The organism is Myxococcus sp. AM010, from assembly GCF_013372585.1.
GTDB classification, from domain to species: Bacteria; Myxococcota; Myxococcia; order Myxococcales; family Myxococcaceae; genus Myxococcus; species Myxococcus vastator.
Window position 1 is genome coordinate 160,989 of sequence record NZ_JABXEO010000001.1, and the last position, 21,832, is coordinate 182,820.

22 protein-coding genes and 1 pseudogene are annotated in these 21,832 nt (G+C 68.9%); 10 read left to right on the forward strand and 13 right to left on the reverse strand.

The annotated features are described in order from the left end of the window. Positions 1–36: 36 nt before the first annotated feature. The 5 genes from HV826_RS00670 to HV826_RS00690 all read right to left on the reverse strand — a co-directional run bounded on the left by HV826_RS00670 (position 37) and on the right by HV826_RS00690 (position 3,796). Positions 37–615: an HMA2 domain-containing protein gene (locus HV826_RS00670; protein WP_176415068.1), complete on the reverse strand. Its 579-nt coding sequence runs from the start codon at positions 613–615 to the stop codon at positions 37–39. Then, positions 612–884: a hypothetical protein gene (locus HV826_RS00675; protein ID WP_176415069.1), complete on the reverse strand. Its 273-nt coding sequence runs from the start codon at positions 882–884 to the stop codon at positions 612–614. Before HV826_RS00675 ends, HV826_RS00670 begins: the two co-directional genes overlap by 4 nt. After that, on the reverse strand, positions 881–2,098 hold the full coding sequence (locus tag HV826_RS00680) for a hypothetical protein (RefSeq protein WP_176415070.1): 1,218 nt from the start codon (positions 2,096–2,098) through the stop codon (positions 881–883). The genes HV826_RS00675 and HV826_RS00680 overlap by 4 nt, the downstream gene beginning before the upstream one ends. Before the next feature lie 172 nt (positions 2,099–2,270). Beyond that, positions 2,271–2,828 carry a hypothetical protein gene (locus HV826_RS00685; protein ID WP_176415071.1) on the reverse strand — a complete coding sequence of 186 codons (558 nt, stop codon included), beginning with the start codon at positions 2,826–2,828 and terminating at the stop codon, positions 2,271–2,273. Between the two features lie 53 nt (positions 2,829–2,881). Continuing rightward, positions 2,882–3,796, reverse strand: coding sequence for a glycoside hydrolase family protein (locus HV826_RS00690; RefSeq protein WP_176415072.1), 915 nt, complete (start codon positions 3,794–3,796; stop codon positions 2,882–2,884). Positions 3,797–3,988: 192 nt separating this feature from the next. Between HV826_RS00690 and HV826_RS00695 the strand changes: the two genes are divergently transcribed. Further along, a complete protein-coding gene (locus HV826_RS00695; protein ID WP_255207634.1) occupies positions 3,989–4,897 on the forward strand; it encodes a serine protease in 909 nt (302 codons plus the stop codon). Positions 4,898–4,957: 60 nt separating this feature from the next. Here the strand turns inward: HV826_RS00695 and HV826_RS00700 are convergent, their stop codons facing one another. Genes HV826_RS00700 through HV826_RS00710 form a run of 3 tightly spaced genes read right to left on the reverse strand, consistent with a single transcriptional unit; the run spans position 4,958 to position 11,449 of the window. Further along, a complete protein-coding gene (locus tag HV826_RS00700; protein ID WP_255216979.1) occupies positions 4,958–7,891 on the reverse strand; it encodes a helicase-related protein in 2,934 nt (977 codons plus the stop codon). Further along, positions 7,878–10,073 (reverse strand): hypothetical protein, encoded by a 2,196-nt coding sequence (locus HV826_RS00705; protein ID WP_255216980.1) that lies wholly within the window; start codon positions 10,071–10,073, stop codon positions 7,878–7,880. The genes HV826_RS00700 and HV826_RS00705 overlap by 14 nt, the downstream gene beginning before the upstream one ends. After that, on the reverse strand, positions 10,070–11,449 hold the full coding sequence (locus HV826_RS00710; RefSeq protein ID WP_255216981.1) for a hypothetical protein: 1,380 nt from the start codon (positions 11,447–11,449) through the stop codon (positions 10,070–10,072). The genes HV826_RS00705 and HV826_RS00710 overlap by 4 nt, the downstream gene beginning before the upstream one ends. A gap of 347 nt (positions 11,450–11,796) precedes the next feature. Between HV826_RS00710 and HV826_RS00715 the strand changes: the two genes are divergently transcribed. From HV826_RS00715 to HV826_RS00735, 5 genes are all read left to right on the forward strand, one after another. Beyond that, positions 11,797–12,834: an iron-containing redox enzyme family protein gene (locus tag HV826_RS00715; RefSeq protein ID WP_176415075.1), complete on the forward strand. Its 1,038-nt coding sequence runs from the start codon at positions 11,797–11,799 to the stop codon at positions 12,832–12,834. A 99-nt stretch (positions 12,835–12,933) separates the two neighbouring features. Next, a complete protein-coding gene (locus tag HV826_RS00720) occupies positions 12,934–13,152 on the forward strand; it encodes a 4-oxalocrotonate tautomerase family protein (RefSeq protein WP_140792773.1) in 219 nt (72 codons plus the stop codon). A gap of 32 nt (positions 13,153–13,184) precedes the next feature. Further along, entirely contained in the window at positions 13,185–14,261 is a 1,077-nt protein-coding gene (locus tag HV826_RS00725) for a fatty acid desaturase (protein WP_176415076.1), read from the forward strand. 4 nt (positions 14,262–14,265) lie between these two features. Beyond that, a complete protein-coding gene (locus HV826_RS00730; RefSeq protein WP_176415077.1) occupies positions 14,266–15,156 on the forward strand; it encodes an MBL fold metallo-hydrolase in 891 nt (296 codons plus the stop codon). Beyond that, positions 15,149–16,687, forward strand: coding sequence for an aminotransferase class V-fold PLP-dependent enzyme (locus HV826_RS00735; protein WP_176415078.1), 1,539 nt, complete (start codon positions 15,149–15,151; stop codon positions 16,685–16,687). The genes HV826_RS00730 and HV826_RS00735 overlap by 8 nt, the downstream gene beginning before the upstream one ends. A 15-nt stretch (positions 16,688–16,702) precedes the next feature. Here the strand turns inward: HV826_RS00735 and HV826_RS00740 are convergent, their stop codons facing one another. The 5 genes from HV826_RS00740 to HV826_RS00760 all read right to left on the reverse strand — a co-directional run bounded on the left by HV826_RS00740 (position 16,703) and on the right by HV826_RS00760 (position 18,876). Then, the gene (locus HV826_RS00740) at positions 16,703–17,146 is read right to left on the reverse strand and encodes a hypothetical protein (RefSeq protein WP_176415079.1); all 444 of its coding nucleotides are present in this window, start codon (positions 17,144–17,146) and stop codon (positions 16,703–16,705) included. A 33-nt stretch (positions 17,147–17,179) separates the two neighbouring features. Further along, positions 17,180–17,602: a DUF4440 domain-containing protein gene (locus HV826_RS00745; protein ID WP_176415080.1), complete on the reverse strand. Its 423-nt coding sequence runs from the start codon at positions 17,600–17,602 to the stop codon at positions 17,180–17,182. A 33-nt stretch (positions 17,603–17,635) separates the two neighbouring features. Further along, positions 17,636–18,142 (reverse strand): DUF3291 domain-containing protein, encoded by a 507-nt coding sequence (locus tag HV826_RS00750; RefSeq protein WP_176415081.1) that lies wholly within the window; start codon positions 18,140–18,142, stop codon positions 17,636–17,638. Positions 18,143–18,305: 163 nt separating this feature from the next. After that, the gene (locus HV826_RS00755; protein WP_176415082.1) at positions 18,306–18,626 is read right to left on the reverse strand and encodes a hypothetical protein; all 321 of its coding nucleotides are present in this window, start codon (positions 18,624–18,626) and stop codon (positions 18,306–18,308) included. 31 nt (positions 18,627–18,657) lie between these two features. Then, on the reverse strand, positions 18,658–18,876 hold the full coding sequence (locus tag HV826_RS00760; RefSeq protein WP_176415083.1) for a hypothetical protein: 219 nt from the start codon (positions 18,874–18,876) through the stop codon (positions 18,658–18,660). 217 nt (positions 18,877–19,093) lie between these two features. Here HV826_RS00760 and HV826_RS37950 point away from each other — a divergent pair. The 4 genes and pseudogenes from HV826_RS37950 to HV826_RS00775 all read left to right on the forward strand — a co-directional run. Continuing rightward, a pseudogene (locus HV826_RS37950) lies at positions 19,094–19,237 on the forward strand (cupin); the annotation flags it as partial. A gap of 114 nt (positions 19,238–19,351) precedes the next feature. After that, positions 19,352–20,752 (forward strand): hypothetical protein, encoded by a 1,401-nt coding sequence (locus tag HV826_RS00765; protein ID WP_255216982.1) that lies wholly within the window; start codon positions 19,352–19,354, stop codon positions 20,750–20,752. A 30-nt stretch (positions 20,753–20,782) separates the two neighbouring features. Next, the gene (locus HV826_RS00770) at positions 20,783–21,571 is read left to right on the forward strand and encodes a thioesterase II family protein (protein WP_176415084.1); all 789 of its coding nucleotides are present in this window, start codon (positions 20,783–20,785) and stop codon (positions 21,569–21,571) included. Beyond that, positions 21,568–21,828 carry an acyl carrier protein gene (locus HV826_RS00775; RefSeq protein ID WP_176415085.1) on the forward strand — a complete coding sequence of 87 codons (261 nt, stop codon included), beginning with the start codon at positions 21,568–21,570 and terminating at the stop codon, positions 21,826–21,828. Before HV826_RS00770 ends, HV826_RS00775 begins: the two co-directional genes overlap by 4 nt. Positions 21,829–21,832 lie beyond the last annotated feature (4 nt).

Here is a 21,832-nt window from a genome sequence, read left to right on the forward strand (position 1 = left end):
ACGCCCCCCCGAGCTGAATGCAGTGCCACCGCGGCCTCACGCGTGGGGCCGGAAGGCCACCGTCCCACTGACGCGCGCGGCGTCTTCCAGTTCCTGCTCTCGGACGCCGTCACGGAACACGCTGTAGGCCCAGTACAGCGCGTTGTCCCAGCGCGGCAGCCAGCCCTTCTGCGACGGGTTCACCACCAGCGAGTAGAGGCCCGTGGCCGTCAGCACCACGGGAATCAGCTCGTAGAGGCTCGCCCCCGTCACCTCACGGGCCAGTCCGTCCAGCCACCGGGCGCCACTCACCACATGCTCGGCGGGGGCCTTGCGCGACTTCGCCATGAACTTGGCGTCGACGATGCCGTCCAGGTCCGCCGTGTCGACGATGGCCGCCAGCAGCGACTCCACGTCGGCCGCTTCCGGGCTGTATTCGATGAGCAAGCTGCCCGTGAGTGGAGAATGGACGGTGCTGAACACCCCTTGCGTCTCCCCCAGCTCACCGCGCACGCGGTCCGCGAGGGCCGAGTCCGCTTGGAAGCAGCGCGCGCGTACACGAAGCCGGCCGGGGGAGTGGTGCACGAGCAACAACCACTCCCCTTCAATGGCGCCCGAGTCCGGGTCGAGCCTCATGCGTGCCCCTCCCGGCTATCCGCGACGGGCCGCGCCCCACTGTCCGCCGCACGCCGGCCATGGGCCTGATGGAGGTTCGCTCGCGAGCGCGCCTCCGCCAGCAGGTCGGAGAGGAACTCGCGCTCGGTGGCGATGACCCGCCGCGTCCATCCCACCAGGTCGAACGCCGCCGTCGCCACGGTGACGACCGCGCCGCGCGAGTTGTCGACGGTGCTCCGGGCCATCCAGCCGGTGGCCACGCCCGCCAGGAAGGCCACCGTCGTCTTCATAGGGCCCCCGGAGCGCCGTGGGCGTCAGCGCCCAGCCCGGCACCACGGGACACCGGCATCCGCTCGTCGCGGGACTCGGCCAGGTCGCCCCACGGCGCAAGCACGACACCATGGGCCCGGAGCTGCTTCAGCAGGGCCTGCACCCGCTCGCGACGCGGCGGGCGGTTGAGCGCGGCGGCGGCCTGCCGCAGCAGCAGCCACTCCGCGTTCGACATGGACAGGTCCACCGCGACAAGCACCTCCAGCGCGTGCAGGAAGGCATCCCGCGCGGCCTCGGGCACCTCGTGGAGACGCTCGACCCACTGCGCCTCATCTTCTCCCAGGCGCTCCAGGACCCGCTTGCGCGCCGCGGACGGGCTGCTGCGCAGCAGGTGCGCCAGCATGACCGTCTCCTCGGCTCGCAGCACCCCATCCGTTCCAAACAGGCACCAGGCGCCTTCGATGAGCAGCTCCAGGCACCGCGCGTCCACGGCCCGGACGGCGGAGAACGCATCGTCCACGGCGCGGCGGTAGCGTGCGTACTCCACCGCCGCATGTCCGAGCTGCCGGGTGCGCCGCCAGCTGGTGACAGAGGAGGTGACGACGCTGGCGAAGGGAAGGAGGTTTCGCAGCACGCTCTCCCCCATCAAGCGGTTGCCCAACTTCCGCTCCGCCGCCTCCGTGTCCTCGGTCAGCATCCGGCCCACGAGCCCCGCACCGCCGCGGTCCGCGTCCTCCCACACCTCCGAGCCCGAGGTGATGGCGTGCAGGTGGAGCAGATCCCACGGGTCATCCGGATCGATGCGCACGCCGAACGCGGACGCCACGTCACACATCATCCGGGCCTGGATGAGCGAGCGCAGCATCGTGTCCAGCCCCATGGCGGCTCCGGCCACGGGAACGGCCACGAGCGCACCCACGAAGCCGGTGTCCAGGGTGAACACGGCGGCGCTGGTGGAGATCCCCGCGGCGCTCGCCCCCACCAGCGCCGCTTCATTGCTGGCGCGCCGGATGAGGGCCTCCGTCTCGGAGGCACGGACGGTGGACGAGGTACCGGCGCGCCGCGCCTCGTAGTGCCGCACATAGGCGGTCAGCAGGCGGGCGTGCCACGCGCCCGAACGGAGGTCCTCGAAGCGCAGCTCACGCCCGAGCTTCTCGGCGAAGTCTCGCAGCGGGTGCAGCGCGGCCGCGGGCATCGCGGCGTCTTCCGGGTGGAATGGAGTGGTTCGTGTCATGGGCATGAGTGCGAAGCAGCCGCGCGCGCCAGACCTGGAGGGCGCGACACGGCTGGTGGGGGTGCATCCGAGCTGGGCTTCCAGGAATCGGCGCACTCAAGCTAGGGGGATTCGGGGGCCGGGAGAACCGGTCCCGCGGGGCAACACCCGCGCCGCCGGGTTGACGGAGGCCTCAGCGAGCGGTGATGGCGGCCCGGGCCGTGCGCAGGAGCTCGGTGAGCTCGACACGCGCCCGCGCCTTCGCCGCCGGGTCCTCCGCGGCCTCACCTCGCTGCTCCAACAGGGCCGTCACCATGGCGCCCGCGGCGGCCTTGGCGCGAGCCCAGGGATTCGTCTCCGTGTCCCCTTCGTTCGTCGTCACCGCGGCCCAGACTTCACACAGGTGGCTGGCGGCGTCCGCGAACGCGGCGACGGCCGGCTTCCGTTCGAGGATGGACGCGTTGCGCAGGTCCCCCAGCCTCCCCGCGATGACGTGCCCCTGGCGCGGTGCCTCACCGCGGGCCTGGGCGAAGAGGTCCGCGGCGGCGGCACTTCCCTCGACGCGCGTCGCGGCCTGTCGCAGCCACTCCGTGCAGACCTGAAAGGCCGTGGGCTCGGGAAACCGCGCCGTCAGCCAGCCCAGCAAGGGATAGAGGTGCTCGGAGCGTTGCCAGGCCTCGTCCACGGAGCCGAAGGCCAGACCCGACTTCTGGAACATGCCGAGCAGGAACACATCAGGGGATTCACTCATCGCGGCGCCCACTCTCTCCCCTCGGTGGGCGCGGAACAACCCCGAACGTGGCCCTATGGCGCGCTGGTGGGCAGTGACACGTAGTGCTCACCCAGCTCGGTCAAAGTGCCCGCGGCGCCGAGCAGGCTCGCGAAGCACGGGTCATTCGTCCACCGCCCCGTGAACCACGCGTAGCGGAACACGTCCTCGCGCCGCTCGCAGACGGCCACCATCTCCGTCATCTGCACCCGCTGCTTGGCGACCGAGTCAATCTGCGCGCCATCCGGCTGGCTGTGGCAGTTGGCGAACTCGGTGACCCAGAACGGCTTGCCGTACTTCGTGAGCCGGTCCAGGTGGTGCTCCAGGCCATAGTCGTACCAGTGGAACCCGAGGTAATCGATGTGCGGGTCGCGGTTCCCGTTGGCTGCGCGATAGGCGGAATAGAAGGCGTCCAGCCAGACGACAGGGTCTCCATGGCCCGGCATGGTGCCCCAGTTCATCGCCGGCCCTACCAGCTTCACGCCGGTGTTCTGGGCGACACGCTCATACCGGGGCCACAGCTCCGCCGCGGCCCGCGGCGACATGTTGGCCTGGTCGGTGAGGTTGGGCTCGTTGAGCAGCAGCAGGTACTGGATGCGCGGGTTCGCCCGGAGGATGGACTCGATGTGCGCCGCGTCGAAGTTCCCGTTCCAGAGCATGGGAATGAAGTCCATGCCGTAGCGCGTCTGGAAATCCGCGGGCACGCCCGGATGCGGCGTGGGGCTCCAGTTGTACCACCAGCTCACGCCGGGAGCGACGGCCGCCAGGTCCTCGGGCGTCGAGAGGTCGAAGGCGATTCCCCGCTTCGAACTCTTCGTTGTGATGACGCCGGCGTCGGGCACCTCGGCGCCGGCGTCTGGCTTTGGACCTGGCTTTGGCGCATCCCCGGTGCATCCCACGACGAGCGCGGCGAGCATCACGATGAAGCCGCCGATGATGTTCATTCCCATGGCGCGGCATCCTATCCCGCCCCACGCTCTTCAAGACGGCGTGACTGACGCGTCAAGCGCCTCCACTTGACGTGTCAGGACGCGCGCCAGGCCTGCTGTCGCGCGGCTAAGGCCTTGACTCGGTTGGGCAGCCACCCGGTACGTGACTTGCTGATGCCCTCCGCACTTGAAGCGGAGGATGCATTGCGATTCATGAGCGGAGCGGTCGTCACGGTGGGTCTTCTGGGGTGCGGTGGTCCGGAGCTGGAGCGGGACCCGGTCGATGCGGTCGGCCGCCGGGACCAGGAGATTGTGGGAGGAATCGAGGCTCGGCCTCACTCCCACCCCTGGATTGTCAGCTTGCAGCAATTCAACAGCCACTTCTGTGGTGGCGCCCTCGTGCGGGTCGGCGCCAAGGAAGAGAGCGATATCGTTCTCACCGCTGCCCATTGTGTCTACGACGGGCTGTCCGGCGCCACCGCCGTCGCAGGGGCTCATGACCTGGGCCGTCCCAGCACGGGACACGTCACGGTCCGGGTGGAGCGGGCTGTCTACCACCCACGGTACAATCCAGACACGACGATGAACGACATCGCCGTTCTCAAGCTCGAACAGCCCATCAAGTTCAACCAGGCCGTTGCCGGTGCCTGCGGTCAGTCATCCACCATGCGCCCCAGTCAGGCCCCGAAGTACGCCTCTGGAGGCAAACGCGCACCTGTCTGCCTCCCTGCCAGCGGGGAGCGGGTTCCAGACAACACGGCAACGACTGTCGCGGGCTGGGGCCTGACACAGGAGGAAGGGAATGTCTCCCCTCTCTTGATGCAGGTGAACGTCCCCACCCTCAATCATCGGTCCGTGGCCAATTACTACCGCCCCCATGGAATCTCCATCAACGAGCAGGCGATGCTCGGGGCTGGGTACGCGGCAGGAGGCAAGGACGCATGCCAAGGGGACAGCGGAGGACCGCTCGTCGTACCGGGCCCCCAAGGGTACGTGCTCCAGGGAATCGTGAGCTTTGGCGTGGGCTGCGCGAGGCCGGGGCTGCCCGGCATCTATGCGCGGGTCTCCAATTACATCCCTTGGATCAACACGCAGATCAGGAACCTCAGCGCCGTCAGGTAGGGGGCGCGCGAGGGCTCCGGCAGGCCCTCGCGGCGTCCACAGGAAAGGCTCCGCCTTGAATCAGCCCGCGCTTGGAGGACGAGCCTTCGCGACGGGCCCCAGCTCCACGCGGAGCGCCTGCGCGAAGGCCTCTGGCAACGGCTTCGGTGGCTCGTCCGCCAGACCGTATTCCTCGATGCGGGGCGCCGAGCCCAGGAGGAACTCCAGCCAGCGCTCACGCAGCCGGACTGTTCGCTCAAGACGCTCGTCGATGGTGTTGGCAATCAACGGCAGGTGAACATCCAGGGTGGTGTCCGGCTGTCGCGCCCGCAACCGCTGGACGAGCGATCCCAGCCGGTCGACGCGCCCCACGCGCTGCTCGAGCTGCGCGGGGTTCCACGCCAGGTCGTGGTGAACCACCCGGCGGCAATGGTGATGCAGGTCCAGCCCCTCCTGCATGACCTCGTTGGCCACGAGCACCATCGGGTACAGGGGCGTGTTGAACGCCTCACGGAGCCGCTCCCGGCTCACACCCTCCACGGTGTGACGGACAAGCGCACCCGCGCGAACAGCGTCATCGAGCACCTCGCGCCGCCGCTCCTCGTCGAGCTTCCCCGCATAGGCCAGGAAGCGCTTCAGCAACTCGAACCAGGGCCGTCCCCGAGGCGTGGTCCAGAAGCGGTCCACCACTGGCGACAGCGCCCGGGACTCCACCGCCTCCACGTCAACGCCCTGCTCCCTGGCGAAGGCCAGCAGGTCCGGGAGGAACGGGACGTTGCGCGCGACGAGATAGCTGGCGAGCCGCTCAACGGTGCGGACCCGCAGCTCGGGAGGCACCTCGAGCAAGGGGGCCTTGAGATAGGACCAGAGATGCTCGCGGCGAAGCACGAGCGCCGCGTCCCCGGCGCCAATCGACCAGGACGGCGTCCTGTCTCCCTCGGCGGAGTCCTCGACGTCGTCGGCGACCAGGTCGAAGCCGAGCGCCACGAAGCGCGCGTCCGTCAGGCGCCGCAGCACCTCCGGGTCGACATCCCCCGCCAACACGCCGTCTCGCACGAAGAGGGCCACGGCCTGCTCGACACAGCGCTTGACCAGGGACCAGTCCATCCGCTCCGCTTGCGTCTTCGAGACGCGCTGCTGGCGCAGAAGCTCGTTCGCCCGCGCGATGACGCGCTCGAGGTGGGCCCCCTCTACCGACACGCCCTCCAACAGCGTTCCGACGTACCGCTCCCGCAGCGCGAGATAGAGCGCATCCTGGGCGCGGCCGAACCGGTCTCGCAGGCGCGAGTGATGCCCATCCACCCGCTTGCCGTCCACCTCGTGCTCGAAGATGTCGCCGTGGCTCGCGGCCGGATACACCTTCCTCCATCGCTCCAGCAGCAGCTTCTCCCACTCCGCCTCGATTCTCCGCTTCAGCTCGTGGAGCGTCTCGATGCGGGCGCAGAAGATGAGCGTCTTCTCGTCGCGGGCGACGGCCTCCAGCGCGTCCTGCACGACGTGGTCCACCTTCGGGTGGCCCCCCTGCTCCCCGCTCAGCGCCCCCAACACGCTCCGCAAGAGGCCGCGGTAGGCCTCGGTGTCGCCGCCGAGCAGTGCCTGCCGCTCCCCGGAGAGCAGCGCCCCCTCACGCGCGGCCCCATAGGAAGAGACCATGTTGATCTGCACCGCCGCCTTGTGGGTGCGGCTCTTCTCCCGGAAGAGCTCCGCGATGAACCGCTCGTAGAGCATGAAGGGAACGCCCTCCCCTCCCTGGGCGCGCAGCCTGGGGCGGTGGCTCCTGCGGTAGACGCGCTTGTCCTCCCGGAGGCTCCGAATCATCCATCGCCGGAAGCCTGGCTCGATGCGCTCCGACTTCAGGGCCAAGAGCCGGCGCGCGCACCGCACCACCGCCCGCAGCGAGGCATCCGCCGGCTCCTCCTCGAGCCGAGGGTCCCTGGAGAACAACGCGCCGAAGTCCGAGATGGCGGCCTCGTCCGCTTGCGACCAGACACGCTCGAGTTCGCCATAGGCCTGCTTGTAGTCCCCCACGTCGTCCAACAAGCGCTGGGCCTGCTCCAGCAGGTCGGCAGGCGCGGACCGGGCCAGGGCGAAGAGTGAGAGCACCTGCTTCAGCTCGTCGACGGCGAGTTGGAACGGCGTGGCAGTGAGGAACAAGGCCTTGTCGAAGCGCCCCTCGAAGATGGTGCGCACCCCGGTGGCCCGCACGGAGTCCACGTTCTTCAGCCTGTGGGCCTCGTCGACGATGAGCAGGTCGAAGTCGGGGATGAGCTGCCCCACCAGACGGAAGCGCAGGTCCATCAGCGCGTCATCAACCCGCCGCTGGTTCGCGAAGCCATCGTAGGCCTCGCGCTTCCAGAGCGCGTCGAGTGAGCCGTCTCCCGCCCCCTGTTTGTGCCGTCTCAGCGTCGCCCGGACATGGGGCCTGATGACCGACCACTCGAAGGTATCGAGGAACGGCTGCTGCTCGATGTCCACACGCGCCACCGCGCCCTCCCGGTAGCGACGGAAGATGGCCGCCACCTGATTGCCGGCGAGGCCCTGTGCATCCGCCCACAACGACAGCAGCCAGGCCTGGTCCGCCAGGGAGCGACTCCCCGCGAAGATGTTCACGGGCGCGATGGTGATTCGCGTCTCGCGGGCGGTCGCGACGAGCTCGGCCAGGGTGCTCGCGGCCTTGGATTGCCCGGCGAAGCCCCGGTACATGGGGCGGCTGACGTCACTGAAGGCGCGCAGCTCCTTGGCCCACTTCATATTGAGGTCGGGCCCCGGGGTGAGAATCAGCGCCCGGGCCTCCGGCATCAGATGCAGCCGGGCCGCCAGGACGCCGAGCGCCTCATACGTCTTCCCCATCCCCACTTCGTCCGCGAGCACGACGCCTGGCTGGTCGTCGAACAGCTCCAGCGCGCGGAGGACGGTGTCCTCCTGTCGCTCGATGTCACGCAGGGGCACCGTTGAATCGGCCCTTGCATCCAGGCGAAGGAAGCCCCGCAACCAGGTCCGCTCACGTCTTTCCATGGGTGCCCTCGAGCCCGTAGAACCGCACCACACCGTCCAGCCACCCGGCACCTCGCGGCCGCAACCGCGTCAGGTCCGCGCGCAGCAGGGTCCGCAGCTCCGCGAGCAGCGCCTGCTTCGACTCCAAATCGGCGCTCTCTGGCAACACGAACTGCTCCAGCTCGCGCAGCAGCTCGCAGCCGTAGACCCAGATCTCGTCATCGGACACGGAGTCCCGAGGCAGGTCGCGCAGGCGCTCCCAGAGCGTCCGGGCCCCCGTCGGTCCCAGCAGCCGATAACGGAGCGCGGAGACCGTCGTCGCGGCGAGCAGGTCCTCCTTCAGCCCCCACCAGGCCTTGAAGACATCCGTGGGGCCAAAGCCCTCTCCAAACACCGTGTCCAGGACGGAGTCGACCCCCGCCACGCCTCGCTGTTCGCGCAGGGTCGACAGCCGCTCCGCGCCCACGCGCCGGCCCAGCAGCGCCAGCAACTCCCGGACGCCCAGTCCCGCCAGGTGGGCACTCGTGGGCAGCATCGCGAGGTCCGCGACGCGGATGGGGACCAGCCACTTCCGCCCCGCCGCGCGGTACTCCAGCTCGGCGCCCGCCGCGGCCAGGTCGAAGTCGGAGAGCACCACCGGAGCCGCGCCCGGCCCCACGCCCTTCGCGAGCTCCCGGTCCAGGTACCACCAGGACCAGGCCCCCAGGCCCGCTGGCCCCTGCTGACTCCAGGTGACGGTCAACGTGCGGGCGGCCGCGTCATGGACGACGTCCTCGAGCCACGCCGAGAAGTCGATGTCGGCCGCGGGCGCCTCGCGCTCCTCGAAGCGCGCCGACTCGAAGGGCGCGCACACCAGCGAAGGCAGCAGCTCCGGCAGGCGCACCTCTCCGTCCAGGCAGAGCAGGACGCCCGCCTCGACATTGCCCCCCTGCTCCACCCCAGACGAGAGCGCGGCGTCGGAGGCGTTGGCGGACCCGACGAGCGCATAGGTCAGCGTCCTGCCTGCGCTCGTCACCGTGAGAAGGAAGAGCTTGGCATGCAGGGGGCGGCGGCTCGCGCGCCCGGAGGGTGTCAGCGTCGCCGTCGGATGGAGCCAGAGGTGGACCTCGTGCTCGCGGACGATGCGCTCGAGGATTCGCCTCGGCGCATGGACCGTCGGGGGCTCCACGGGCCACATTCGCCCCTCGGCGATTTCATGCTCGAACGCCTCGCGCTCGTGCCGCCCGGGCCGCCCGGAGCCGAGCTGGACCTCCACACGTTTCGCCGTGACGCGCTTGAGCCCGAAGTACTCCAGGCGCTCGATGCGCTCGCCGTCGACCTCCTCGCGATAGCGCGAGGCCCACAGCCGCCCTTCGCCCTCCGCGAGCACGGGCAGTGCCCCGCGAATGGGAGGGGCGAGGGGTGCGTCCTCCCAGGGCACGCCAAGGTCCAGCGGAGGCGGACTCCCTGGGCGAAGCGCGAGCAGCTTGGAGAGCACCGACGAAAGCCCCTTCGTGTCATTCGCGATGTCGAGGTCATCCTGTTCGAAGAACGGGGACAGGATGCCCACGCGAGTGACTCGCGCGTCCTCGGGGAGCGCCTCGCTCAACTGGTCCAGCATGGACGCGCTGAAGGTGTCCACGAAGAGCGCCTCCGTCGGCGCGTGGCCGCTGGGGGGCGGCGTGCCGGCGATTCTCGATACGAGCGCGGAGCGGACCAGCGTCAACTGGGTCCCCGGGTGGGTCGCGAGCGCCGCGCAGCTCCGGAGGAACCCGTCCACCGTCCGGAGGAACGCCGCGTCGACGGGGACGTCGTAGCGCAACGTGCGCGTGAAGAAGAGCTCGGCGTTCTGCTCGTGGCCCGGCCTGGTGGCATTGCCCGAGCCCACGGCGACGCGCGCCTCCTTGTCGTACAGCACCAGGATGACCTTTGGGTGGAAAGTCCGCTCCCGGATGAGCTGGAGGTCATACGGCAGGCGACGGCCACCCCGGCGGACATGGGCGTCGACGAAGCAGGCCACCGGTGTCTCGCGGAGCGCCGCGCGGGCCTCTTCGTGGTAGCGGACAGCCTCCTCCTCCGGGTCCCCTTGCAAGCGCAGCAACGCACGCAGGATGCGGTCCTCGAAGTAGGAAGGGTCGAACGTGTAGGAGCAGAAGACGGCTCCCAGGCAGGGCTGCTCGGAGACGAGGACCTGCTCGATGAGCCTCCGGGATTCGAGCATCATGAGGCACCTTCCGGAGCATCCAGCTCCCGGTTCATGGGCAGCCGTCCCAGGTCAGTCAGCAACGTGCGGACCACATCCAGCTTGAACGCCGGGAAGCGGGCCGCCTCCGGACGCGCGGTGTACGACGTGACGACGAGCACGAGCTTGCCGGCCTCGTTGCGAATCCAGCCTTCGCCGCGGCGCCGCTCGCGCTGGACATCGGAGTGATAGGCCAGCAGCAGGTCGAGCGCCGCGAGCGAATCCCCCTCCACCAGCGCCTCGACCAATCTCAGAAAGGCGGCGCCATGCATGGGCAGGCGCCGGATCGCGCCGACGCTCGGTGAGGACAGCAGCGCCGCGCATGCGCCCTTCAGCGACTCGAGCGTCCGCGCATCGAGGGCCTCGCGCCCGATGCGCTCGCGGGGGGCGACCCAGCCGGCGCCATCCAGACAGGCATAGACCCGGTCGAAGGCCCCGACGAGCTCCTGCATCACCTCACCGAAGCGACGCGCCGTCAGCAGGAGCGCCAGGAGCTCATCTGAGAGCTGCCCCAACCGGCCCGCCAGCGCCGCATCAAGGATGTCTCGCGGAGCAGAGAGCCCGGCCTTCGCGGCCGACTCGACCAACTGGCTCATCGCGAACGAGTGCGGGTCCCGTGCATGTACAAAGAGGGCCTCGAACAACCGGTGCTGCTGCGCGGTGCGCTCCCGCTCGACCAGGGAGGTCAGGCGGCTGAACCGCCCCACCTGAGCCAGCGTCAGCCGCCCATGGGTCCGCGCGATGTGCGGCGACTTCCTGTCCAACGCCTGCAGCGCGTACTCCTCGTATCGCCCCCAGTGTCTGTTCTCCGAGGGTTCGTCCCAGAACGCATCGATGAGCGCCAGCGCGCCCGGGCCCGGCCGCAGGGAGCCCTCGATGACGAGCCCGGAGCGCCGCAGCGGCGCCAGGTAGGCACCCAGGTTTCCCAGCTCCTGCTGACGGGAGATGAGCTGGAAGTCGAGTGGCAGGCTCGACGCTCCGGAGCGCCACGCATTGCGGGCACCTCGCACGCCCCGCATGGAATCCCAATCGCCCCGAGGAAGCTGGCCTTCTCTGAACTCCAGCGTGGCCAGGGCCCAGAAGCGCTCCCAGCGCTCGAAGAGCTCGCGCCGCACCTCGTCCGTCGCGGGGTAGGAATGGTGCTCGATGGCCCGCTCCACGAGTTGCAATCCATAGAGCACCATGGCGTAGGCCTGGGCCCTGCTGGAGCGCGTCGTCAGCGTGGGCAACCCCCAGAGCCCCACCTGCTGCGAGACATAGTCGAGCGCGAGCGGGTCTTCGGAGGTCAGCTCGGGGTTCTCCGCGGGCGGCGCCACCCAACAGAGGGCATCAACGGGACTCTCCAACGGCGTGAGCATGGGCATTCACGCGCAGGCTCGCATCTCGACGCCGTGCTGGAAAGACAGGGGACCTACCACCCGGGGAGTATGGCCGCGCGCCATCGGAGACCACACCGGTCCATGACGCAGTGGTCCATGACGCAGTGACCCATGAAGATGCTTCGAGAAGCCGTGTCTTGGAAATGTTCCAGTTCTCTGGGAGTCAAAATTGTCACTATCCTGAGTATGTCTAGTTTGATACACCCGGCCGCGGCCTCGCTGATTACTGCCGGATGGGGGCTGGCAGCGGGCGCTTCATCATCCCTGGACCTCATCAGCTCGAGGAATGCCAAATGTCGGGTCAAACCAATCTTCAGAATCTCCATTTGGAAGTCAAGACGTGGCTCTATTCCCATGACATGGACAGCATGGCCGTGGGGGCCCGGAACCAGCTGCGAGAGCAGGTGGAGCTCCTGGCGCGCGGCGCCTTCCAGGAGGGAGACGACGCGGCGCTGACCGAGGCGCACCGGGTGCTCTACGCCATCAACATGGCGCTGCTCACCGCCCCGTGGTCCGTCGAGCGCCTGAACGTGGGCGATCCGCTATTTGGCCAGATGAAGAGCATCCTGGAGAAGTGTTGGCACCAGGCCTCGCGGAAGAAATACGCCCCCATCCTTGCCGCGTTGCCTCCCGCGTCACAGTTTCGCGACTGGGTTACGCAGCGCGTCCAATCTCATCCATCCAACGTCACGCACCCCATCTTCGCGTTCCTGCGTGACCAGGCCACCTTCGAGCAGATGCGGGAGTTCATCCTCCAGGAGACGCCGCTCGAATCGCTCTTCGGTGACATCATCGCGTTGATGATGCCGGGCGTCTATGGCGGCATCAAGCTCGAGCTGGCCAAGAACTTCTGGGATGAGGTCGGCCACGCACAGGACGAGCGCGTCCACCGGAACATGCGCTTCCGGTTGATGGAGTTCCTGGACCTCCCGAAGGATGTCTACACCCACCAGTTCGACCTGCTGGTGCGGGAGGAGCTGGCGCTCGTCAACATGTACATGAGCATGGCCACGAACCGCTCGCGTCTGACGGAGATCCTGGGCGCGCTGCTCGCGACGGAGACGATGATTCCCGGGCGCTTCGAATGGCAGATTGAAGGCTGGCGGCGGCTGGGCGTGGGCGACAAGCCGCTGGAGTACCTGCTGGAGCACACCACGGTCGACGTGGAGCACGCCAACGCCTGGATGGGGGAGATCATCCTGCCGCTCCTGGAGCGCAACCCGGCCGTCATGCCCGACATCGTGCTGGGCATCCTGCTCCGCCTGGACACCGCGGGGGCCGTGATTGACAGGCTCTACCCCCACCTCAAGGGCCTCAAGGAGTCCACCGTCGGGCCGTACCGCGGCTCGCACGTCGTCCCTTGATGCCGGGCGCCGTGGCGCTCACGCTCGAATCGACGCGTACCGACTGTCATTCCTGGCCGCCCCGTGTCCCAGCAGGGCGGCCACGCCGAGGGCTCAAAATTGCCATACGTCAATGTCCAGCTCACTGGAGATAGGCTTGCCGCGGAGCAGAAGCTGGAGCTCATCCAGCGCATCACGAAGGTCTTCGTGGATGTGCTCGGCAAGGACCCCGCGACCACGTTCATTGTCATCCAGGAAATCGATCCGGAGAACTGGGGCGTTCATGGTACGAGCGTGGCCTTGCGCCGCGAGGCCCGCGCTCGGGGTGAGAAGCTCTAGGCGCGGGGGCGCCGTGCCAAGGAATTGACGGAATGAGTCAACCGAATCCCATCTCCGGGGAGCCCGCTCCCGCGCCCGTGGCGCGTCCGGGCTGGCCCGAGCTGGGGGCGCAGGCCAGTCATCTGCTCCCCAAGGACGTCTGGCAGCAGGTCCGAGCGCTGCACAAGGCTCGGCCCTGGCGCAGCGTACTGCTTTATCTGGAAGTCTATGCTGGGATTGCCCTGGCCTTCGCCGCCGAGGCCTGGTTCCAACATCCCCTCGTCACGCTGCTTGCCATCGTCGTCATCGCGGGGCGGCAGCACTCGCTCTACATCCTGAACCACGACGCGAGCCACTACGGCCTCTTTCGCTCCCACAAGGCCAATGCCATTGTCGGCACGGTGTTCTCGAACCTGGTGATGTTCCACCACCCGGAGGCCTGGTCCTTCGTCCAGTGGCGGCGGGTGCACATGCTGCACCACCGGCACCTGTTCACCCCGGAGGACCCCAACTGGCTGGGCAGGCACCTGCGGGGGGACACCCAGCGCCCCTATTCGCCGGGGCGCCTGCTCTGGACGTGCGTGAAGGCGGGGCTCCTGAGCGTCCTCGAGTTCTTCAAGGGCCGTCAGGACTACGTGCCGCCCCAGGGGAACCACACCGTCAAGTGGCGGGACAACCACCTGCGGGCGCTGCTCCTCCCGTTCCGGGACGACGCGGAGATGGAGCGCGAGCGGCGCATCAAGCTGCTCTTCTTCGCCGTCGCGCTGGGCGCGGTGGCGTACTTCGGCCTCTGGCGCCCCTTCCTGCTCCTGTGGCTGCTGCCCATGTACACCGTGTACCCCATGATCCTCACGCTCATGGACCTCACGGAGCACCGGTGGACCCGCGAGGAGGGCGACCTCAATGTGAACGCGCGCTCCACCCGGCTGGGGCTGCTGCCAGCGCTCCTCATCAGCGGGCTGCCGCGCACGCTGCACCGGGAGCACCACGTCTTCCCCGGCGTCGTGGCCAGGGACCTGCCCCGGCTGAGCGCGCTGCTGTGCCAGGCCCGTGTCTCCCCCGAGCCCGCCCCGGGGCTCTCCGCGCTCATGCGGGAGCTCGCGGACTCCCAGCCTTCTTCTCCTCGGTGAATCCGTGAAACCAAAGCAGCGCGAGCGTCCCGTCCCCCACTCCGCGGATGAGTTCAAGGTCCACGTCCACAACTCGGGGAGCGAGGGGCTGTTCACCAACGCCTTCATCGTGGAGACCACCAGGTCCGTGGTCGTCATCGACGCGATGATGCGCGTCTCCGACGCCAAGGGCGTGCGGGCGCGCGTCGAGGCGACGGGCAAGCCGCTGGTGGGCCTCATCGTCACCCACGGGCACCCGGACCACTACAACGGCGCGGCCGAAATCACCCGGGGCCTGGACGTGCCCATGATTGCGACCCAGGGCGTGGACGCGGTCATCCGCCGCATCGACGACGCCAAGGAGAAGCAGTGGAAGCCCGTCTTCGGCGAGGACTGGCCCGCCACGCGGCGCTTCCCCAACCAGCTCGTCAAGGAGGGGCAGACGCTGCACTTCGACGGCGTCCCGTTCACCGTCGGGGAGCTGGGGGAAGGCGAGTCCCACTGGGACAGCTACTGGGTCGTCGGCCGCGCCGCGTCCGTGGCCTTCGTGGGGGACATCGTCTTCGGCGGCGTCCACTCCTTCATGAATGACGGCCACTCCGCCCTGTGGCTGAAGAACCTGGACCGGCTGGAGGCGAAGCTCTCCAAGGACGCGCTGCTATTCACAGGGCACGGCGCGCCCAGCGCCTCCAAGGCCAGCCTGGAGGCCCAGCGCCGCTACCTGCGCCTCTACCGGAAGACGGTCCGTGAGCTCGCCCAGGGAAAGAGCACGCTGGACGACAAGGCCAAGGCGCGGCTCGTCCAGGTGATGAAGCAGCACCTGCCGACGTCCGACCTGGAGACGTTCATCACCGCGGGGGCCAACGCCGTCGCCGCGGAGCTGGCCCGGGAAGAGACGGAACGCGCCGATGACTGAGGGCGCCAATGCCAAGGGGCGCTCCCAAGCCGCGGGAATGTCCGCGGCCGAGTTCCGGGAGCTGGGGCACCGGCTGGTGGACCAGCTGGGTGATTTCCTGACCGCGCTGCCGGACCAGCCCGTCCGGGCCGAGGACTCGGCGCCTCGCATCCGCGCGCTCCTGGACGCGGACGCCTTCCCGGAGCAGGGAATGGCGCCCGGCGAGGCGCTGGAGCGGGCCTTCACGCTGCTGCGTGAGCACGCCGTCTCCACGGCGCATCCTCGCTTCTGGGCCTACATCATGGGCTCACCGAGCCCGCTGGGCGCCCTGGCGGACCTGCTCGCGTCCGTCATCAACCCGCCCGTCACCAGCTACCCGACGTGCGCCATCACCGTGTCGCTGGAGGCGCAGACGGTGCGTTGGCTCGCGCGGCTCGTCGGCTTCCCCACGGACTGTGGCGGGCTGTTCCTCGGCGGCGGCTCCCTGGCCAACCTGGTCGCCATGCGCGCGGCGTTGCACGTCAAGGCTGGCTGGGACGTTCGCGCGGAAGGCGTGCGGGGGCCCGCGGGCGCGCCCCTGTGCCTCTATGCCAGCGCCGAGTCCCACACGAGCATCGTGTCCGCCGCCAACCTCTGCGGCCTCGGGTCGAACGCGGTGCGCAAGGTCGACACCGACCGAAGCGGTCGGATGCGCTTCAGCAGCCTGGCGCAGCGGCTCGCCGCTGACAGGAAGGCGGGGCTGCGGCCCTTCATGGTCGCCGCGACCGCGGGGACCACGGGCACGGGCGCGGTGGATCCGCTGCCCGACATCGCCGCCCTCTGCCAGGAGGTGGGGCTGTGGTTCCACGTGGACGGCGCGTACGGAGCGCTGGCCGTGCTGTCACCCGACGCGCCCCTGGAGCTGCAGGCCCTCCGGCTCGCGGACTCGCTGGTCGTCGACCCGCACAAGTGGATGTACCTGCCCGCGGATGTCGGGTGTCTGCTCACGCGAGACCGGCGCGTGCTGTATGACACCTTCCACCAGGGCGCCTCCTACTACGCGGACAGCGACGAGCAGCTCCTGCTGGGAGGCCCGGAGACGCTCCAGCTCCGGGACCTGGGGCCGCAGACCACCCGCAGCCTGCGCGCCCTCAAGGTGCGCTTGTGCCTGCAACACGAGGGACGGGCGGGCTACGCGCGGATGATTGGCGACGACATCCGGCTCGCGCGCCGGCTCTACGCCTGTGTCGAGGCCGAGCCCGAGCTGGAGCCGCTGACCCACGGATTGAGCATCACCACGTTCCGCTTCATCCCGGCGGACCTCGAGCCCCAGGCGGAGGCGCACCGCGACTACCTCAACACCCTGAACAAGGCGCTGCTCAAGCGGCTGCAGCGCGGCGGGGCAGCCTATCCCTCACATACGGACGTGGAGGGCCAGGCCGCGCTGCGCGTCTGCATCGTGAACAACAACACCACGGTGGCCGACATCGAGCGCCTCCCGAGCCTGGTGCGGCGGCTGGGCACCGAGCTCGACGCGGAGCTCCGGCCGGGACGCCAGCACCGGACGGCGTGAGCCTCGGCGCGCCCGTCAGCGGGCCGGCCCCCCGGGCTCATCCAGGCCGATGGTGTTCTCACACAGGTGGATCCGTCCGCGCGCCCGGTTGGAGGCATCCAGGACACCCTCCAGGAGGCCGAAGGCGTCGTTCAGCCAGGCATGCTCCGCGCTGTTGCTGCGGAACATCACGGACGCGGTGCAGACGCGAGCCTGGTCGCGGGCTCGGAGCAGCGAGACGCCATTCAGCTCCAGGTAGACTTTGCCCCCCGACGGGGTGGTGAGCACGCCTCGCAGCGCGGGCAGGTTCACGTTGTCAGGCCGCTTCACCGGCGTGTTCAAGAAGCGCACCGGGCCCGCGAGCCGCTCGCCGGTGAGGGCCCCGTCGACGATGGCGAGGTACTGGCCTCCACTGCCGAAGTCCAGGTACTCCATCCAGGTGTAGTGCAGGTCGAAGTCGGCGAGCGTGCTCAGTCTCACGTGTGATTCCTCTCAGGGGGCGTGCCGCGCTCGCTACCTGGGGCCGTGGTTCGCCATCCAGGTTTCATGGATGTGCAGCCACACCACACCACCGGGCGCGGCCGGGGCCGCCTGGAACAGCACCGTGGCGTACCTGCCCGTCTTCTGCCCGCCCGCCTCGCGCCACTCCACGTACCGCACCAGGGCGACCTCATCCCGGGCCCACACCGGAGCGAAATCATCAATGGTGATCTTCATGTCCGGCTGCGCGCCGCGGGCCTTTGAGAGTCGCTCCAGCAACACCGGCTTCTTTTCGGCCATGCCGCTTGGAGCATACAGCGTGCAGTCCGGCGCGAAGGCGTTCGCCATCCGGTCCGTTCCAGACGCGGCGGCGGGGCCCGTCCCCCGAAGCCACGCTTCGAGGACACGGTGGAATTCAATGACTTCCGTTCGACTGAGTTCGACGATGCCAGTCATGGTTCATGGGCTCCGCTGGAGGGTGGCCTGGCGTCAGACCTGACCTGACGCGCGCTTGCCTTGGGGCTCCACCGGCGCATGCGCTTCACCCGGGGGCGGAAAGCGGCGCCTGAAGTCGAACGCACGGGACGAAGGGCCCTCGCTCGCGAGCAGTTCGAGCCGCTCCTTGGCCTCCGCGACCGTGGGAATATGGCCGACGGGCACCCACCAGAGCACATACGGCGGTCCCTCGACGGGAAGGAACCACTTCCGGCGGCTGCGGAAGGGCACCACATGCTCGCTCTTGTAGACGAAGTCGAAGAGCGACTCGACCGACTCCCACGTCGACATGTTCAGCAGGATCAGCGGGTTGTCGAACCCACGGACTCCCGTGGCATCGCCGTCGCCCGTCTGCAGCCTCCAGACAAATCCAGGTGAGCGGTCCGCCAGCTCATTCACCGGCCGGAGCTGCGCGACAAAGTCTTGCATCAGGGGGTGGTCAAGGGGTTCGCGTGCCAGCGAAATCGCCAGCTGCGCAACATGGAATTTCTGGGTCGTCATGGGTGCTTGCTTGGCGTGTTGATGGGAACCGCGAGTATAGCCATTGGCCCGTCTGGCACCAAGCATTCTGAACTCTTGCGCCCACCCCGCCCATGGACTACCGCGCCTCGCGAATCGTCTGGCCATCCCGGCCGCCTCGACACAAACAAGGACGCAGCCATCTTCAATCAGGAATCTTGTGGCCGAAGAAGTAACGGCTGGCGGGCTCGAAGCGCTGCAACGCACCGGAGGCGATCAGGGTATCCAGCGATGCGCCAGCGCTCAGGTTGGTCAACAGGTGCTCTCGATACCAGTGGGACAGAGCCTCGCCGGTGGCGGCTTCGAGCCAGGCACGGGCGATCGCGACCTCCTCGGTGTCCTCACCGCCTTCGATGCGGGCGCGGGCCTTCTCGGCGATTCTGGTGAGCGACAGCGGCTCGCCTTCCCAGACGCTGGCGCGCCCCGGCTCGGCGACCTTTTCACAGAGGTCCAGGTAGCGCTGCATGACCAGCGCTTCGAAGGCGTCGTCGTCATGATCACGCGGCAGTACGCACCAGAGGGCGCCACTCTTGCACGAGCCGAGCGAAGTGACCGAAATCGCCTTCCATCGCATTGGCCAGGACGGCATTCACGGCGACGCGCGGATCTCGCTCGGCGACCCGCAGGCGCAGGTCGGGCGGAGGCGCCGCGGCGAAATGGAAGGTGCGGCCACGGCTGAGCAGCAGGCGGTGGTCGTAGGCTGGGGCGCTTACCATCGGGTTGCTCCGGTCTCTTGCCGTGTGAACAGGCCGCTGAGACGCTGCTCTCCAAATCCTTCTTATAGCCCCTCTCATGACGACCGCGCGGTCGCGACCGGCTGCTAATCCATTCGCTGGTGACGCTGGCGCCGGCCACGCAAGGGCGCACAGCAGGTCCTGCGCGTCATCTGGGCCCGGAGGGGCAGCGCCTGCGCGCTTGAGCTCGTGCCACCGCCGGACCATCTTCTCGAGCCTGTGGCAGCGCGTGGGCATGCCCGTGACGGGCGGCATCACCACGCTGTTCCATGGGACCTACGAGCACAGCCCCGTGGGCGTCCACCTGGACCGCTTCACCACGTTTCTGTTCGCGTTGCGCGGTGACCCGCTTTCCAACCTGCGCAGTGTGCCTCGCGGAACCGATGTAAGGCATTCTGGAGCACGCAGCCCCTCCCACTATCCTGGCACCCTCCGGAATCTCCCGAGGAGCCGTGACATGAAAAGCGCTGTCGACCTGCAGGGCAACCCACTGAGCGACCTCTCGCTCGCCGCGATGCGGCGCTGGCTCCTCGAAGCGGATGTGCTGGGCTACCTGCCACAGATTGCCGCCACGGAGTCCGAAGCCCGCCTCTGGACGTACTACGGGTTCGGCGTCCGCCGCATCGAGGAGGCCGCCCGCGCCAGCGGGTACGCGGTCCTCGACGACGCCACCGTCCTCACCGAGGACCTGGACGCCATCGTGGCGCTACGCGAGTTCATGGCCGCCGCGCCCCCGCTCATGGACGGCCAGCGGAGGCTCGTGGAGCAGCTTCGCGCCTTCGCCGCGGAGCGGGACGCGCTGGCGCAGGGCCGCCCGCTCACCTCGCGCGAGCTGTTCTCCCTCTGGTACCTGAAGGCCGTGCCGGGCGCCTACATGGCGCAGCGCCTCCAGCTCGCGGACGTGGACGAGGCCACGGTGCGGCGCATCGCGAAGCTCTCCGCCGTGGGACTCCAGATGTTCGACGATGGGGTGGACCTCCAGGCGGACCTCGACCGGGGGCGCCTGTGGTTGAGCGCGGAGGAGCTCGAGCTGCTGGGGTTGTCCTCGACGCCGCCCGCGTCGCTGGCCACCACGGAGGGAGAGCGCATCATCCGGCTGCGCAAGGCCATCTGCCTCGAGTACTTCCTCGCGGTGTATGACGAGGCCTCTCGCATCGCCTCGCCGGAGAGCCGCAAGCGCGCCCAGTCCTTCGCGGAGGGCTGGCTGAGCTTCCTCCAGCAGGGCTCCCTCAAGCTCTACCCGCCCGGGAGCCCCCGGCCCTGGGACTCCGTGCAGCGCGTCCTGAAGGCGCTGCCGGGCTCGGAGACGGCGAAGCTCCCCGTGCTGCACTCGCTGTTCTCCCTCATCGCCGCCCTGCCGCTTCCGCCCGTGGACGTGGAGGCCTGCCGGCGGGAGCTGCGACAGCTCGGGGGCTGCCCACAAGCGCTGGCGCCCGAAGTGGCCCTGGAGGTCATGGGTGCCTGCGAGGCGGAGGGGGACACGGCGAAGTTCGACGCGCCCGGGCCGGAGGCCTCCGTGCTGGAGCGCGTGCTGCTGGCCTCGCCCTCCAAGCACACGGCGGCGGACTTCGCGCGGCGCTGCCGCGAGTCGACCGAGGGCTCGCCGTCCAACCTGCGCGACCCCAACCTGTCGGAGGTGTTCGCCAGCGGGCGCAAGCTCGCGGAGCGCACCGCGCGGAACTCCGTCACCGCCCGGGAGAACTTCCTCCAGCAGCTTCGCCCAGGCTCACGACGGGGCCCCGTGGTGGACGCCGAGCTGGCCGAGCGGTTCTCACGCGACGGCGCGGACTGGCTCGCGCTGGGAATCGAGACCCTCGCGGCGACGGCCCGCGGAGTCCGCGCCAGCTGCCGGAAATAGGTCCTCTGTCCGTTGCCCCCTCCATCGTCAATGAATCCTGAATCCAGCATCGCGGTGGCCGAGTCTCCCTGGCTCGTCCGCCGCAAGCCCCAGACCTCGCCTCGTCTCCGGCTGTTCTGCTTCCCCTATGCGGGCGCGGGCAGTCTCCCCTACTTCCGTTGGTCGGACCTGCTCCCGGAGGCGGACCTCGAGGTGTGCGCCGTGCAGCCGCCCGGCCGGGAGAGCCGACTGCATGAGCCGTCCATCGAAGAGCTCCCGCGGCTCCTGGACGCGCTCGTGCGGGAGCTGTCGCCGCTCTTCGACAGCCCCTTTGCCTTCTTCGGCCACAGCCTGGGCGCGCTCATCGCCTTCGAGCTGACGCGCGAGCTCCGCCGCCGCGGACTGCCGCTGCCTGGCACACTGCTCGTCTCCGGCTCGGAGGCACCCTCCCGACGCAGCGGACTTCCGCCACTGAGCGGGCTGCGGCGAGACGACTTCATCCGCGAGCTGTCCGCCCGCTACGACGGCATTCCGCGGCAGGTCCTGGCGCAGCCGGAGGTTCTGGACCTCATCCTCCCCATCCTGCGCGCCGACCTGAAGATTTCAGAGGGCTACTCCTACCAGGAGGAGCCTCCGCTTCCGGTGCGGCTGTGTGCCTTCGGTGGCACGCGCGACCCTCGCGTCTCGGAAGCCGCGCTCGACGCGTGGCGACTGCAGACCCAGAAGGCCTTCTCGATGAAGATGTTTCCAGGCGGCCACTTCTTTCTCAACGAGCTGACGGCCCAGGTGGTTCAGGCCGTCCATGCCGAACTCGCAGTCGGAGCAACCCCAGCGCCATGAACAGAGACGACCTGCTCGATGACCTGACCCGCTATGTCGCGGAGGAACTCCTGGACGGGGACGCGGAGGACCTCGACTCCTCCACGCCCCTGCTGGAGCTCGGCGTGCTGAACTCGCTGGAGACCGCCCGGATGATGGGCTTCGTCCAGAAGAAGTACGGCATCACCATTCCCTCGGAGTCGCTGAAGGTCGAAAACCTCCAGACGATCTCCGCCATCGCCGACCTCGTCTACGACGCGAGGCCCCGGCAGCCGTAGCCGC